The following is a 14098-nucleotide window of genomic DNA, read 5'->3' as shown; positions in this document are numbered from 1 at the left end:
AATGCTTACGCTTCTTGACCAACAGTTTCGTCTTTAATTCCTAGCTCTTCTTTAATCCAGTCGTACCCTTCAGCTTCTAGACGTTGAGCTAATTCAGGTCCACCGGATTTTACAATACGCCCTTGCATCATCACGTGTACTTTATCAGGAGTGATGTAATTCAATAGACGTTGGTAGTGAGTGATGATCAAGCAACCGAAATCCGGGTTACGCATTTCGTTAACACCTTTAGCTACTACTTTAAGAGCATCGATATCAAGTCCTGAATCGATCTCATCAAGGATTGCTAATTTTGGCTCAAGCATCATCATTTGAAGAATCTCATTACGCTTCTTTTCTCCACCAGAGAATCCTTCGTTTAAGTAACGGTGAGCGAACGCATTGTCCATCTCAAGATGATCCATCTTTTTATCTAACTCACGGATAAATTTCATTAGAGAAATTTCGTCGCCTTCTTCACGCTTTGCATTGATTGCAGAGCGAAGGAAATCAGCGTTTGTAATACCGCTTACTTCTGAAGGGTATTGCATAGCTAAGAACAGACCAGCTTGTGCACGCTCATCAACTTCCATCTCTAAAAGATCTTCACCGTTGAACGTAACTTTACCAGAAGTTACTTCATATTTAGGGTGTCCCATTAACGCTGCAGAAAGAGTAGACTTTCCTGTTCCGTTTGGTCCCATGATCGCATGGATCTCGCCACCATTTATTTCGAGATCTAAACCTTTAATAATCTCTTTATCTTCAATAGATACACGAAGATCTTCAATCTTTAAATTAGGTGCTGACATAATACAACCTCCATTAAGAAATCATTCTTAAGATTTTGATAAAAGGCACAAAATAGCCATTCTCAATTTATTCTCATTCTAATCTTATAACAAATGAAATGTATGTTCAAGGGAACGAGCTGTTTACTTTTCCATTGTTGTCATTTTAATTGTACATCAGTCACAAGATTTGAAAAAAGGCTGACTCATGAGGCGGTAGACCACCTTATGAATCAGCCTTTTGTAATTTTAAGTTCATATGTTACGGCGTATGATTTCTGTTCGCATTTGCCGCTATTTCTAACCCTTTTTTGTATTCCATATCTCGGACCTTCTCAACATCTAGGCGTTTTTCCAAATCCCTCTCATACTCTGCAAAACCACAGCCATGTGACTGGTGCATTGCTTTTTCCATCTCGGACGTATGTTTTACTTTAATGGGGTGGATAATGAATCAATCCTTTCAAAGTTAAAGTTAGTTAACAATAATAGCGTATCAGCATCACTCATTTTGCTCAATCCGTTATCCAAGTGAAATCACCTTGCATACCAGTGCATGATGATTCCTATTGAAAACAGATGTGACTTCCTATGTTATCCTGCTAAATGCGCTACATTACTTCCATTACCTTCTTAGGATGATTTCAAAACATGAAAGTGTGGAATTTTAGACTTTCTTTTAATGACGCGGGTTATTTAATTCTTTAATGCATTCTTGAACGAGGGTCACACCTTGGCTCATAGCCGCTCCTCCGCCAAATGCAGCAGAAACACCCACAGCTTCAAGAATTTCATTTTCCGAGCACCCTTGATCTAAACAACCTTTTGTATGGTAGATGATGCAATATTCATCTTGAGAATAGATGCTGATTCCTAAAGCGATCAACTGCTTATACTTCTCAGAGATCTCACCTTCTTTAAAACAATGGCGTGTAAATTCATTATAGGCATGTGTAAGTTCAGGCATATTCTCATTGTATTTCCCTAAGCCTTCTTTATAGCGGATCAGGTGATATTGCGTTGAATTCGAGCCGGGTAGCGGCTGTTCTTCTTGTTTCATTTCATTCACTCCTGTCAAAATAGTAAACAGGTTTAGTATGGGTCATTCGCAAGCTGGTTATGTAATAAATGTTCGTAAGTTTTTGTCGAAAAGCCTATAAATGACTTTGAAGGACTATAAAAAATTTTGTCGGCCTATAAATTAAGTTCAAGTGCCTATAAGTGTAATCGCAGGGTCTAAAAGTTAGTTTGAAGGACTATAAAGTGTTGTTGATCGATCTTTACTCAAAAAAAGAACTGACTTTAATATCTCAAAGTCAGTTCTTTTTATAAAATTATTCCGTAACTGGCACTACTGCACCTTCATATTTCTTCTTAATGAAATCTTGAATCTCTTTAGAACGTAAAGCTTCTACTAAAGCTTTAACAGATTTCTTATCTTTATCTCCTTCACGCACCGCAATGATGTTTACGAATGGAGAATCAGATCCTTCTAATGCGATCGCATCCTTTTGAGGATTTAATCCAGCATCGATCGCGTAGTTTGTGTTGATTAGTACGGCATCGCCTTCACCGTTCTTGTAGGCTTTTGGAAGCATACCCGCATCAACATCTGCTTTAAATTTAAGCTTCTTAGGATTTTCTACAACATCCTTAATTTGTGCTTCTGCTCCAGCACCTTCTTTAACTTTGATCAATCCTTCTTTTTCAAGTAACCCAAGCATACGGCCATGATCTGCTACTGAGTTAGACATGATAATTGTTGCGCCCTCAGGCAGCTCATCTAATGACTTATACTTTTTAGAATAGATTCCGATCGGCTCAAGGTGGATGCCACCTGCGTTTTCGAATTTGTATCCGTGATCTTTCATTTGAGACTCTAGATAAGGAACGTGCTGAAAGTAGTTCGCACCGATTTCTTTTTCATCTAAAGACTTGTTTGGCAGTACATAATCTTGGAACGTTTTGATCTCAAGTTCTACACCTTTTTCTTTCAAAAGAGGTTTTGCTTCTTCCAAAATTTCAGCATGTGGTACGTTTGAAGCACCTACAATGATCTTCTCGTCGCTGATTCCGCCTTCTGTTTTGTTCCCGCAAGCAGCAAGTGCTGCAACAAGAACGGTTAATATAAGAACAGATAATACTTTTTTCATATGAACTTCCTCCTTGTTGTCTTAAAACGTTATCTCTTATCTAATGCTGTTGTAATGCGGTCACCGATCCATTGGATGACGAAAACGATGACTAAGATAAGTGCAGTTGAAATTAATGTTACATCCGCGTTGTCTCTTTGGTAACCTTCCATATAAGCCAAGTTTCCTAAACCACCAGCACCAACAACTCCAGCCATCGCTGTATAACTTACGAGTGCAATCGCGGTTACAGTGATACCAGAAACAAGAGCCGGCGTACTTTCGGGAATAAGAACTTTAAAGATAATCTGAGCGTTTGTAGCACCCATTGATTTCGCTGCTTCGATTACCCCTTTATTAATCTCTCTCAAAGCGATCTCTACCATACGTGCATAAAATGGCGCAGCTCCTACGATTAATGCAGGGAGTGCAGCTTCAGCTCCAAGCATCGTTCCTACGATTAAACGTGTAAAAGGAATCAATAAGATGATTAAGATAATAAACGGAATCGATCGAAACACGTTAACGATTATAGCAATTACGCTGTTTAAAAACTTATTTCCCCACAAGTTTCCAGGAGAAGTTAGAAATAACGCCAATCCTAGAGCCAGTCCTAGGAAAAATGTAATCACTACAGAGATGGCTGACATATATAAAGTTTCATTTGTCGCTTCTAATAGAACATCCCATTGGACATTCGGGAACCATGTACTAAGCATTATGAATCACCTCTACTTCAACCTGTACACTGTTTAAAAACTCCATTGCACGAGCTAGTGCAGATTCTGTACCTTTAATCTGAATGAACAACGTCCCATAAGGTCCATTCTGAGTTTGCGTAATCTTTCCTTGTAGAATATTTACATCTACCTCATACTTACGAATCAGTTCCGTAATTAATGGCTGTCCTGCTCGTCCACCAATAAAAGTAAGTTGGACAATTCGGCCTTCCGGAAACTCAGAAATAAACTGTTTGATCGTGTCCACTGTTTCTTCAGGTTCTGTTACTTGTTTCACAAAATCCTTCGTGATTGGTTCTGTCGGGTTTTTGAAGACATTTAGGACATCGCCTTCTTCCACTACTCTCCCCTGTTCCATAACGGCTACACGGTGACAGATCTTTCTGATTACATGCATCTCATGTGTGATAAGAACAATGGTCAGATCTAATTTTTGATTTATCTCTACAAGCAGATCAAGAATGCTGTCAGTTGTTTTAGGGTCAAGTGCAGAAGTTGCTTCGTCACATAAGAGAACTTTCGGCTCATTCGCAAGAGCGCGCGCGATACCTACACGTTGCTTCTGCCCTCCACTTAGTTGCGAAGGATAAGAACCACCACGACCTTCCAATCCAACTAGGTCGATCAGCTCATCAACACGCTGTTTGATCTTTGCTTTTGGATAACCCGCAATTTCAAGAGGAAAAGCAATGTTTTCTCTTACCGTGCGAGACCATAATAAGTTAAAGTGCTGAAAGATCATTGAAATTTCTTGTCGTGCTTCTCTTAACTTTTTTGATGACAGCTCAGACATGTTTTTGCCGCCAATCGTAACCGTACCGCTAGTCGGTCGCTCTAGCATGTTAAGGATGCGGATCAGTGTACTCTTACCTGCACCACTGTATCCGATGATTCCGTAAATCTCTCCTTGTTTTATGTTTAAATCTACCGTATCAACAGCCTTTACTTCACCATCTTTGGTTTGAAAGACTTTACGGACTGCCTGTAAATTAATCAAGATTCTTACCTCATTTCTTATCTAAAATAATGCTTTCTTTAAGTAATCAATGTTGTTCTTGAAAGTGGCTGATCTCCGTTTCAGGTTGCTCGCTTTCCGGGGGGCGTGCGGTGAGCCACACTATGCTTCGCACTATAGGTGTCTCACCTGTCCCGCTGATCCCCCAGGAGTCTCGCACCTTCCACTACAATCAGCTTTTCAAAGATGAGAGTTTAGAGAATACCCAAAAGGAATTCTTTAGAAAACAACCAAACAAAAAAATGCCTCTCTGCTTCAATATGAGCAGAAAGGCATATTATATTCTATGCACGTTCTCCTCATCTCCCAAGACTACTTAAAGTCTTGCAGGAATTGGCACCTTTCTAGTTCATCATTCATAAGAATGCAATGATCTAGCGGTTGCCGGGTTTCATAGGGCCAGTCCCTCCACCTCTCGTGATAAGTAAAAAAGTGTTACTTTATTAAATTAAAGCGATGCATATTTGAATCACTGTGAAGAATATTATCATCCATGTCGATTCGTGTCAAATATTTTTAGCAGTTCGAACGAGTACACCAGCAGATATCTCTTCCCAATGAGAGCTTAAGTAAAAAATCGCTTCCCATTTTAAGCGTTGTCTGAGTGTTCCCTGAAATTCAATCATCTCTTGTCTCAATAAAGTACTCAGCTTCATTTTCCCCTCAAGCAGCATACATAGATATTTCGGATTCCCGGTAAACGTGACTGTTCTGTTCCGCTCTCCTTCTCTGTATTCAATGTTCAGCGTCGTTTCGTCCTTACATTTAAAGCTAGGCTTCACCGGGATATTATAAAGAGAAAGATACGGACTTTTTGCTATTTGACTTTCAAAGTAACGGATATCCAACATTAAAAATCCCCCCGAATTGGTTGTTACTTCACCGATTCTAGAGGAATATTCATATACCTTTATAAACCCTTCGACAGCAGCCAGGAATCGTAATTGGTATTACGACATGTTATCTCATAATTAGTGTTTATGTTTCTTTTCTTGCTTTCGATGTTCACCTTTGGAACGCTTATGATCATCATTAAAATGTCTGTCTCCATTCCATTGCTGTCTCTGCTCATGTTTATTACGGTCATTTTCTTTTTGTCGCTTGTTATGATTCTTATCCTGATATCTGTTTTCTTTTCTATGCTCTTTATTCTGATCGTAATCCCTATCATGGTTTTGTGTTCTGACAGGTTCCTTCATCTTTTTAGGTTCTACTCTTTGCTCTTTTTGCTGAATATGATTTCTATTGTTATTTTGATCATTCCTTTTGCCACGCTCTTTGCTTTTACGTTTTTCATTCGTATTCTTTTGAGGCTTCACAAGGTTTTTCTCGGTCGGTTTAACTGAGCTTCGGTGTTCCGATTTTTTTTCTTCATTATTTACTGGCTTTACCTTGACCTCATGAGGTGCAGCCTTTATTTTACGAGGATGCGGTACGGATTTAATATTTTTTGAAGAAGTAGTATTCACTTTTAGCTCTTGAAACTTCACTTCTTTAATCTTTTCTTCTTTAAGGTGTTTATCGTTCTTCGTTGCTTCTTGGAATGCTGTATATTTACCTGAAGATACGCCTAATTGTTTCGCCTTATCGCGAACTTCTTCGTTTGTTTCAGAAACAGTAATCGCAACAGGGTATTGAACGACAGCTTTTTTAACAATTGAATCCAATGCAAGATCCAATTCCTGCTTCGTTTTCTTATCACTGGATTTATCGGATACTGTAGTGATAAGCATGGACTGATTCTCTTCCATATAGCCTTCTCGCTGATAAGCTTTGATCAGTTGATCCGCGAATACTTCAAACGGCATACGATCATCGGTAGAAAAATTGTATTTCTTAATGATTTTTTTTGCTTCGTCATTAAAAGCATCCATTTCAACCACTCGCATATTATCATCTACGCCAACCTCAAGGCTTGGATTGATATCAAAACTAACATAAGCAGCCGCGGCAGAATGGCTGCTGTTGGGTAAAAGACCTGAAATAAAAAGAAATGCAATTAATGCTGCCACTGAAAACGAAATAGATGGCAGCACAAAAAGACTTCTTTTCTTGTGTGAAAAATAAGAAGCCTGATACTCATTACCTATAAGAGGTCTTTTACCTGCTGGTACTCTTACTGTGACAAAGGTTCCGTCCTTCATGAGAAGAGTTGCTTTTTTATTCTGAACTTCAATAACGATGCCGCTGCCGTTCTTCAATGATATCCCTCCCGCATGTAGCAGGATCAGTATAAATTACAGGCAAGAGAACATTACATTCCCTTGCCTAGTAACCTTATTTACCTCACCTTATGGCTGAATGTATGATTTCAGCGCTTGAAAATCGCCTAAATATATAAGTGATACTGCTATTATATACTTTCGATTTCTCTCTATGGTTTTACGACTACAGGATACCATATTTAATAAATCTTTTATTGGTAATTGCTTTTTTTCTTTTAGAAACGCGGCAAGTTCTTCGTTCTCAGCTAAAAGACGAGCAATTTCTTTTGCATTTTCGCGAGCATCCACATGCTTCGGACAATGCTTACTTAAGACTTTAAAGTTCAATCCGAACGATTTTAATAACTTTTGATACTCTTCGATCTCATAAACGCGATTCTCAACTTGAATCTGGTCTTCAAAATGATCCATCGCAGCTTTTTGCTCTGCATAACTTTCTTCTAAGCGACCTTCTTCATCTTCTTCATCTGGCTGTAAGAAGATTAATCTGTTCTGACGGACTTCTTTACGAATGTAATCAATAACTCTTCGTCTAATAACCATATCGGCGAAGGACAAGAAACGGCTACCTTGACCTTCTTGGTATTGATCAATCGCTTCGTTGAAGGCAAAAAGACCTACACTAAACTCGTCCATCGTACGATCTATATATTGACTGCAAACTTTCGATGTTACTTTTTTAATGAATGGTTGGTAATCACCGATCAGTTCGTTTCTTAGTTTCTCATCGTCTTTTTCTTGAATCGTTAGAACTTTATCTTCTATACTTGTTAATTTATTGTTCGATAATTTATTTTTTCCAATAGGAAATACTGCATTTAAATTTAAAGATGCCATGTTTATCAATCACCTCTGTTAAAGAATTGCTTTGCATTTTGTTTCGTTTATTAGTGAATCGTATATTTTTATCTCAAAAATAAAATCATTCTTATTTACCACAATAAGCTAGGGAGCAAACATGCAAACAAGCTCTCCTATTCATTTATACCATGACTTTTGACATTTGTAGGATACAGTTCTATAACAATATTACAGCGTCCGTAACATTTGTGACGTTATCGTTAAAGTACTGAATTTGCAAAACAAACTGATAATTGTTCAATTACCTTGATAAACCCCTCTACTAAAGTCATCAGCGTTATTTCAAAATAAAAAAAAACACCCTTTATTGTTACAAAAGGGCGAGTGAACGACATTAAATTCCCATATTTTTCTTGAGATTTAACCCCCGAAAAATAAGTTTTTTTGTAGAATTAGACGATGAAATAAAAAATGTGGGGTATATCCCACATTTTTTTCACCCTTTATATTCCTTTTCCACTAGTTTTAACATGGATTTATATATATTTCCCGCAGATTGAAGTGCATAAATACGATCGATTGCAATTCCTCTAGAAAGAATGAGTAAACATGGCACGCTTGTTACCCCATACTTGGATGCAAGCTCGGGCATCTCATTAATATTACTAACACCTACAGCGATATTTTCATCTTTTTGAACACGTATCGTTTCAACTGCTACCTCAAACATTCTTTTTCCCATTTTACAAGTTCCACAAAGCGGAGTCTCTAGGTATAGAAAGTACGGATTCTGCAGCGATTGTTCAATAACGGTGTTCCAATTTTTTCGAGTGATTTCTTTCATGGTATTACTCCATTACATTTTTTAGTGAAACTTTTAGCAGCACATCATCATCGCTCGACGGCTGTCCTCTACCATCTTTGTTATTCGTAACAACATATATGTGATTATCTTCAATAAGGATATCACGAATGCGCCCTTTATTGGAAACAATAGTGGTTATCTTCTTAGAAGACGTGTTAACCTTTATGACACTTTCGCCTCTCAATGCTGCAACAAACAGATAACCGTTTTTATAATCGATGCCTGAAGGTGCCCACGTTTCACGACCAGAGTGAACCCACGGTGATTCTAGCCCTTCCTTTTTTTCGTCACCACGAATGATCGGCCATCCGTAATTTTTACCCGGATCAATTTTATTAATCTCATCATAGTTTGATGAGCCATGTTCAGCAGCAAACATCTTACCTTCATCATCCCATGTCATTCCTTGTGGGTTCCGATGACCGTATGTATAGACCGGTGAAGGATAGAACGGGTTGTCCTCTGGAACAGAACCATCATTATTCATTCTTAAAATTTTCCCAGCCAGACTGTTTAGATTTTGGGACAGCTCTTCTTCGCCACTATCACCCGTTGTGATATATAGTTTTCGATCTGGTCCCCACTCCATTCTTCCTCCATTGTGTGTGTAGCCTCCTGGAATATCATCTAGCAGGATTCTGCTTTCTTTCCATTCATTATTTTCAAAACGCATCTCGACAATCCGATTAACTAAACGATTCGATTTTTCATATGTATAATATCCATAAGCTTTTTTATTACTGTCGTAATTTGGGTCTAATAGAAAGCCAAGAAAACCTCCTTCCCCGTCATCAGCTATAGCTTCTGAAAATTTTGGGGAATAAGAGGTCTTTTTTTGTTTTGGCCCTAGTAAAACAAGCCCCCCAGTTCGTTCACTGATCCACATTTGTTTTGGGGTGCTGTTTATTTGCCACGGAATATTTAAATTTTTGCTCACGACATCTTTAGAAGTCGTTTTTACTTCATCTTTATTTGAAGGACTGCAACCACTCACTAAGCAAAAGGTAGTTAGAAGACTCAACCAATTCTTTTTCATGGCTTATCCTAAACAATTCTTTTGAATATTAAAGTGTGCACCTACCAATACCTTTGCGAGGTACATTAGAGGTGTTTTTGCAACTTCTCTGTACATCTTATTAATATATAAATGCTCTGCATTAGGCAATTCACGTTGCAGTTGTTTTCTTAGTTTATGGCCAGCATCATCAGCATCGACCAAGATATATACATCTCGATCCTCAATGGCTAATGCAAGCTCTTCTAATTTATCCAAACCTAAAGTTCCATTCGTACAAATAATTTCAACCGGTTCATCCAAGATTGCAGCTAACTTATCCTTATCAGATTTACCTTCGACAATGATTACTTTGTTTTTGATTTCATTCATTACTCATCTCTCCTATACTTTGAAGACTATAAAATGAATGCATCGCTTAGATTATATATTTGCTTTATTTTATTAAAATCCTGCAAGAGATGTTCTTTATTACTATACCCCTTTTTCCTATTTTCCTACCTATTTCTGTTCGGTGTATGCGTTTTGTACTAATTCGCCTCAAACGTGTTTGACATCCTGTTATAAAAGGGAATTTAGGAGTCATAAAACGAATATTGGAGGAGTCATCACATGGCAAAAACAGAACCTAAAATGAGCCGAGCTGATGCAGGCAGATTAGGCGGCGAGAAAACATCCAAATCACGAGGAAAAGAATTCTATCAACAGATCGGAAAAAAAGGCGGTACCTCCACATCAAAAAAACATAGCACAACTTTCTTTCAAGAAATCGGGAGAAAAGGTGGGAGCTCTACCTCTAGTACACATAATAAAACGTTTTATCAAGAAATCGGAAAGAAAGGCGGTACGGCCACATCCCAAAACCAGGATAAAAGTTTTTATCAAAAGATCGGCTCAAAAGGTGGGAGTGCCGAACGAAACAAACAGATTTAAAATCAAAAAGAGGATGATTGCCAAGATAGATCACATTGACATCATCCTCTATTGATGCTGAAATCAGCACCAACCCTTATCACATTCATCCACATACTTTGATGGATTTGGTAATTCTACAGGTTTTTCACGTTTATAAATCTTGTCTGCATCAAATTCAAACCCCTCAGCCATCTCGTACATGTTCCCTTGATTCGTAAAGCGGATCTGGCCAATTTCATCCTTATCCAAATAAAGGGACATTGATCCACCCTTCATTTTACCAAAAACTCTTGATGTAACATCTCGTCTATCTTGGTTCATAAAAAAATCCCTCCAAAAAAGAATAGCAATATGTCTATTCTTTCCTGAAGAGATTAATTTCATTAATCTTCTTTGATTAATTCTTCGTACTGTTCAGCAGTCATTAACTTTTCAACCTCAGATGCATCTGAAAGTTCTACTACAACCATCCAAGCTTTTTCATATGGAGACTCGTTAACAAGTTCAGGGCTATCATCAAGGTCTGCATTTACTTCTACAACTTTTCCAGATACAGGCGCATATAACTCAGAAACAGTCTTAACAGATTCTACGCTTCCGAAAGGCTCGTCCGCAGTAAGCTCATCTCCAACTTCAGGAAGTTCAACGAATACGATATCTCCTAGTTCGTCTTGCGCAAATGCTGTAATACCGATACGAACTTTATTGCCTTCTTCTGTTTTAGTCCACTCGTGCTCTTCTGAATAGCGTAATTCTTTTGGAAATTCCATGTGTAATCCCTCCAGCTTTTCTTGGTTTTATAATAACTACAATAAATGAATTATCGCAGTCAGTAACATTTTTATTTTTTCCACGTGTTATCGTAATGATCTTCTTTAAATCCTACTGTGACTTGCTTGCCATCAGTTGCGATCGGTCTTTTGATCAGCATGCCATCACTTGCTAAGATTTTGAGCAGTTCTTCTTCTGTAGCTGTTTTCATCTTTTCTTTCATACCCAACTCACGATACTTCATTCCGCTCGTATTAAAGAACTTCTTGATCTCTAGACCACTAAGATCGATCAATTTCTTAAGTTCCTCAGCAGAAGGCGGGTTCTCCACAATATGTATAGGCTCAAAGGCTACATCATTTTCTTTTAGCCATTTTTTTGCTTTTTGGCAAGTTGAGCATTTTGGATATTCATACACTTTCAGTAGCATTATATCACCCCTTCTCATAGTACCACAAACTAGTGTTACCAATAAAACAAGAAATTCTGCATGTTGGGTAATTTGTTATATCAGGATGTAATGCGATGTAAAATGAAGGATATGAGAGGGAGATTTCCATGATATAAAGAGGATGAGGGTATATTCATGTGTGGCAATTGTCGAAGATTGTAGACTCGCGGATAAACTGCCAAAACTTTTGGATTGGGAGCTAAAATTCATGGATAAACTGCATACATTTGTGGATTGAAGCCGTTATTTTGTGGATTCAGTTTCAGAATACGCCTACATACCCTATTAGGTATCCTCTAAAATCCAGTTCGGCACCTAAAAACTGCAGCTTATCTGGGCATTTTTCAATATCAAAATCAAAACTTACTTTGTTAAGCTTCTCCTTAAGGATAATCGCTTTCCAATCTCATTTTTATTATCAACTGTAACAGTGGATTGAAGTGCAAGGCATGATACTCCTACCGTACACGCTGAAAGCAAGCGCTCGGAACCGAAACCATCCGCTTCCACTACAACATAAGCCTGTTTAAAACAAAAAAAGCCCTCCTACAAATGCAGGAGGAAAGATAAGATATTTTGAAGGTTAGCGTAAATAAATACAGATCAATTAAACGATATAGCGTTCTTCTTCAAGAAGCTGAACCGCGAGTTCTCGCTTCTTCTTAATCACATTAATTGGTGTATGGCGCGTTAGTTTCTTTAACGCGGACAGCATCATGCGGAGCATATCGCCTTCTTCAACGGCAATGATGGATTCTTTAGCATGTGCTTCAATGCGGTTGAATGCTTCTTGGCAATACACTTCTGTGTATAACAGTTTTTGTTTTGCCTTTTCAGCTCCAGATCTTTCGATTGCTTTTTCAGTACGCAAGAGAACAGATTCCATGTTGTACACTTCACTAATGATATCTGCTAAGTTCGACAATACTTCTTGCTCTTGCTCTAACTTAGGTCCGAACTTCTGAACCGTTAATCCAGCTGTCATCAAGAAAATTTTCTTAGCCATAGAAACAAGATATTTTTCCTGATCCAAGCTTTCCGTACCTACTTCAACAGGCATTAACATCATAAGCTCTTGTTGAAGCTGAGTTGCTTTTTGAATAAGCGGAAGTTCGTTCTTCATCGCTTTTTTCACAAGCGTTCCTGGTACTAATAAACGATTGATCTCGTTCGTTCCTTCAAAGATTCGGTTGATACGAGAGTCGCGGTATGCACCTTCAATCTCATATTCAGACATAAAGCCGTACCCACCATGAATCTGAACGCCTTCATCTACTACATAATCCAACACTTCTGAAGCTGATACTTTGTTCAGTGAACATTCGATCGCATACTCTGCGATTGCTTTCGCTAACTCACGTCCGTCTTTTTGCTTTTCTTCAGATAAAGCGCCTAGACGGTTTTCAAATAGACCTACCGTTCGGTACACAGAACTTTCAGCTGCATACGTTTGGACAGCCATGTTCGCAAGCTTTTCTTGAATTAAGCTAAAAGAACTGATTTTACGCTTGAACTGTTGACGCTCGTTCGCGTATTTAACAGATACTTCGAATGCTCGTTTTGCAGCTCCTACACATCCTAATGCAAGCTTGTAACGGCCGATGTTTAGAATGTTAAACGCGATCAGATGTCCTTTTCCTGCTTCCCATAACAGATTTTCCTTTGGTACTTCTACATCTTCTAGGATAAGTGTACGCGTTGAAGAACTCTTGATTCCCATCTTCTTTTCTTCTGGTCCTGTGGAAACGCCTTTATAATCTCTTTCAACGATGAATGCTGTGAACTGCTCACCATCAATCTTAGCGTATACGACGAAAACGTCAGCAAACGCAGAGTTTGTGATCCACTGCTTTTCACCGTTCAATACATAATGAGTGCCTTCAGCGTTAAGCTTTGCTGTCGTTCTTGCGCCAAGTGCATCAGATCCAGAACCTGGCTCAGTTAATGCATAAGCTGCGATCTTCTCACCAGTTGCTAGTTCAGGTAAGTATTTTTTCTTTTGTTCTTCGTTACCAAAAAGAACGATTGGTAGTGATCCAATTCCTACGTGTGCTCCATAACTAATTGAAAAGCCGCGTCCGCGTGCGAACTTTTCAGTGATGAGTGAAGAAGAAATCTTATCTAGACCTAAGCCGCCATATTCTTCAGGTACATCTGCTCCTAGTAGACCTAGCTCTCCCGCTTTAGTTAATAATTTTCGAGAAACAGTAAAATCGTGATCTTCCATCTTTTCAAGTTGAGGAACAACCTCTTTCACAACGAAATCTTCAGTTGTTTTCGCGATCATCAAATGTTCTTCTGAAAAATCCTCAGGTGTATAAATATCTGCTGCGGAAACATCTTCGATTAAAAAGCTTCCACCAATGATTTGTTTTTCTGCTGTATTCGACATGTTTTC

17 protein-coding genes and 1 riboswitch are annotated in these 14098 nt (G+C 38.4%); of the genes, 1 reads left to right on the top strand and 16 read right to left on the bottom strand.

Annotated elements, in window-relative coordinates:
* Positions 1 to 5: 5 nt before the first annotated feature.
* From sufC to IHV11_RS01345, 12 genes are all read right to left on the bottom strand, one after another.
* A complete protein-coding gene (gene sufC / locus IHV11_RS01400; protein WP_197129591.1) occupies positions 6 to 791 on the bottom strand; it encodes a Fe-S cluster assembly ATPase SufC in 786 nt (261 codons plus the stop codon).
* Between the two features lie 241 nt (positions 792 to 1032).
* Positions 1033 to 1173 carry a hypothetical protein gene (locus tag IHV11_RS01395; protein WP_197130059.1) on the bottom strand — a complete coding sequence of 47 codons (141 nt, stop codon included), beginning with the start codon at positions 1171 to 1173 and terminating at the stop codon, positions 1033 to 1035.
* A gap of 276 nt (positions 1174 to 1449) precedes the next feature.
* The gene (locus IHV11_RS01390) at positions 1450 to 1830 is read right to left on the bottom strand and encodes a carboxymuconolactone decarboxylase family protein (RefSeq protein WP_197129588.1); all 381 of its coding nucleotides are present in this window, start codon (positions 1828 to 1830) and stop codon (positions 1450 to 1452) included.
* 274 nt (positions 1831 to 2104) lie between these two features.
* Positions 2105 to 2923, bottom strand: a complete 819-nt coding sequence (locus IHV11_RS01385) for a MetQ/NlpA family ABC transporter substrate-binding protein (protein WP_197193531.1) — start codon at positions 2921 to 2923, stop codon at positions 2105 to 2107.
* Positions 2924 to 2952: 29 nt separating this feature from the next.
* Positions 2953 to 3621 carry a methionine ABC transporter permease gene (locus IHV11_RS01380; RefSeq protein ID WP_197129583.1) on the bottom strand — a complete coding sequence of 223 codons (669 nt, stop codon included), beginning with the start codon at positions 3619 to 3621 and terminating at the stop codon, positions 2953 to 2955.
* Positions 3614 to 4639: a methionine ABC transporter ATP-binding protein gene (locus IHV11_RS01375; RefSeq protein ID WP_197129580.1), complete on the bottom strand. Its 1026-nt coding sequence runs from the start codon at positions 4637 to 4639 to the stop codon at positions 3614 to 3616. The genes IHV11_RS01380 and IHV11_RS01375 overlap by 8 nt, the downstream gene beginning before the upstream one ends.
* A 314-nt stretch (positions 4640 to 4953) precedes the next feature.
* A riboswitch (SAM riboswitch) is annotated at positions 4954 to 5084 on the bottom strand.
* Between the two features lie 79 nt (positions 5085 to 5163).
* Positions 5164 to 5508, bottom strand: coding sequence for a hypothetical protein (locus IHV11_RS01370; RefSeq protein WP_197193530.1), 345 nt, complete (start codon positions 5506 to 5508; stop codon positions 5164 to 5166).
* A 120-nt stretch (positions 5509 to 5628) separates the two neighbouring features.
* On the bottom strand, positions 5629 to 6858 hold the full coding sequence (locus IHV11_RS01365) for an anti-sigma-I factor RsgI family protein (RefSeq protein WP_197193529.1): 1230 nt from the start codon (positions 6856 to 6858) through the stop codon (positions 5629 to 5631).
* Between the two features lie 90 nt (positions 6859 to 6948).
* Positions 6949 to 7719: an RNA polymerase sigma-I factor gene (gene sigI, locus IHV11_RS01360; protein ID WP_197193528.1), complete on the bottom strand. Its 771-nt coding sequence runs from the start codon at positions 7717 to 7719 to the stop codon at positions 6949 to 6951.
* 460 nt (positions 7720 to 8179) lie between these two features.
* Positions 8180 to 8527, bottom strand: a complete 348-nt coding sequence (locus IHV11_RS01355) for a thioredoxin family protein (protein WP_197129567.1) — start codon at positions 8525 to 8527, stop codon at positions 8180 to 8182.
* 4 nt (positions 8528 to 8531) lie between these two features.
* Positions 8532 to 9584: a PQQ-dependent sugar dehydrogenase gene (locus tag IHV11_RS01350; RefSeq protein ID WP_197193527.1), complete on the bottom strand. Its 1053-nt coding sequence runs from the start codon at positions 9582 to 9584 to the stop codon at positions 8532 to 8534.
* 3 nt (positions 9585 to 9587) lie between these two features.
* Positions 9588 to 9935: a toprim domain-containing protein gene (locus IHV11_RS01345; RefSeq protein ID WP_066397377.1), complete on the bottom strand. Its 348-nt coding sequence runs from the start codon at positions 9933 to 9935 to the stop codon at positions 9588 to 9590.
* Positions 9936 to 10175: 240 nt separating this feature from the next.
* Here IHV11_RS01345 and IHV11_RS01340 point away from each other — a divergent pair, with 240 nt between their 5' ends.
* The gene (locus tag IHV11_RS01340; protein ID WP_197129562.1) at positions 10176 to 10496 is read left to right on the top strand and encodes a general stress protein; all 321 of its coding nucleotides are present in this window, start codon (positions 10176 to 10178) and stop codon (positions 10494 to 10496) included.
* Positions 10497 to 10559: 63 nt separating this feature from the next.
* Here IHV11_RS01340 and IHV11_RS01335 read toward each other — a convergent pair whose 3' ends face one another.
* The 4 genes from IHV11_RS01335 to IHV11_RS01320 all read right to left on the bottom strand — a co-directional run bounded on the left by IHV11_RS01335 (position 10560) and on the right by IHV11_RS01320 (position 14092).
* The gene (locus tag IHV11_RS01335) at positions 10560 to 10799 is read right to left on the bottom strand and encodes a YusG family protein (RefSeq protein WP_066397384.1); all 240 of its coding nucleotides are present in this window, start codon (positions 10797 to 10799) and stop codon (positions 10560 to 10562) included.
* 62 nt (positions 10800 to 10861) lie between these two features.
* Complete coding sequence (gene gcvH / locus IHV11_RS01330; protein ID WP_066397386.1) at positions 10862 to 11248, bottom strand: glycine cleavage system protein GcvH; 387 nt, start codon at positions 11246 to 11248, stop codon at positions 10862 to 10864.
* Positions 11249 to 11319: 71 nt separating this feature from the next.
* Positions 11320 to 11679, bottom strand: a complete 360-nt coding sequence (locus tag IHV11_RS01325) for an arsenate reductase family protein (protein WP_197193526.1) — start codon at positions 11677 to 11679, stop codon at positions 11320 to 11322.
* A 628-nt stretch (positions 11680 to 12307) separates the two neighbouring features.
* A complete protein-coding gene (locus tag IHV11_RS01320; protein WP_197129555.1) occupies positions 12308 to 14092 on the bottom strand; it encodes an acyl-CoA dehydrogenase family protein in 1785 nt (594 codons plus the stop codon).
* Positions 14093 to 14098: the final 6 nt, after the last annotated feature.

It is taken from the genome of Fictibacillus sp. 26RED30 (genome assembly GCF_015903845.1).
GTDB classification, from domain to species: domain Bacteria; phylum Bacillota; class Bacilli; order Bacillales; family Fictibacillaceae; genus Fictibacillus; species Fictibacillus phosphorivorans.
Note: the sequence above shows the minus strand (reverse complement) of the source record. Positions and strands in the feature narration are given on the sequence as shown.

What these genes read in the sequence shown, in the direction of transcription:
- IHV11_RS01390 (WP_197129588.1), bottom strand. Translation starts at nt 1,830, where the DNA reads ATGAAACAAGAAGAACAGCCGCTACCCGGCTCGAATTCAACGCAATAT.
- IHV11_RS01350 (WP_197193527.1), bottom strand. Translation starts at nt 9,584, where the DNA reads ATGAAAAAGAATTGGTTGAGTCTTCTAACTACCTTTTGCTTAGTGAGT.
- IHV11_RS01325 (WP_197193526.1), bottom strand. Translation starts at nt 11,679, where the DNA reads ATGCTACTGAAAGTGTATGAATATCCAAAATGCTCAACTTGCCAAAAA.
- IHV11_RS01335 (WP_066397384.1), bottom strand. Translation starts at nt 10,799, where the DNA reads ATGAACCAAGATAGACGAGATGTTACATCAAGAGTTTTTGGTAAAATG.
- sigI (WP_197193528.1), bottom strand. Translation starts at nt 7,719, where the DNA reads ATGGCATCTTTAAATTTAAATGCAGTATTTCCTATTGGAAAAAATAAA.
- IHV11_RS01320 (WP_197129555.1), bottom strand. Translation starts at nt 14,092, where the DNA reads ATGTCGAATACAGCAGAAAAACAAATCATTGGTGGAAGCTTTTTAATC.
- IHV11_RS01340 (WP_197129562.1), top strand. Translation starts at nt 10,176, where the DNA reads ATGGCAAAAACAGAACCTAAAATGAGCCGAGCTGATGCAGGCAGATTA.
- IHV11_RS01370 (WP_197193530.1), bottom strand. Translation starts at nt 5,508, where the DNA reads ATGTTGGATATCCGTTACTTTGAAAGTCAAATAGCAAAAAGTCCGTAT.
- IHV11_RS01395 (WP_197130059.1), bottom strand. Translation starts at nt 1,173, where the DNA reads ATGCACCAGTCACATGGCTGTGGTTTTGCAGAGTATGAGAGGGATTTG.
- IHV11_RS01385 (WP_197193531.1), bottom strand. Translation starts at nt 2,923, where the DNA reads ATGAAAAAAGTATTATCTGTTCTTATATTAACCGTTCTTGTTGCAGCA.
- IHV11_RS01355 (WP_197129567.1), bottom strand. Translation starts at nt 8,527, where the DNA reads ATGAAAGAAATCACTCGAAAAAATTGGAACACCGTTATTGAACAATCG.
- gcvH (WP_066397386.1), bottom strand. Translation starts at nt 11,248, where the DNA reads ATGGAATTTCCAAAAGAATTACGCTATTCAGAAGAGCACGAGTGGACT.
- sufC (WP_197129591.1), bottom strand. Translation starts at nt 791, where the DNA reads ATGTCAGCACCTAATTTAAAGATTGAAGATCTTCGTGTATCTATTGAA.
- IHV11_RS01380 (WP_197129583.1), bottom strand. Translation starts at nt 3,621, where the DNA reads ATGCTTAGTACATGGTTCCCGAATGTCCAATGGGATGTTCTATTAGAA.
- IHV11_RS01345 (WP_066397377.1), bottom strand. Translation starts at nt 9,935, where the DNA reads ATGAATGAAATCAAAAACAAAGTAATCATTGTCGAAGGTAAATCTGAT.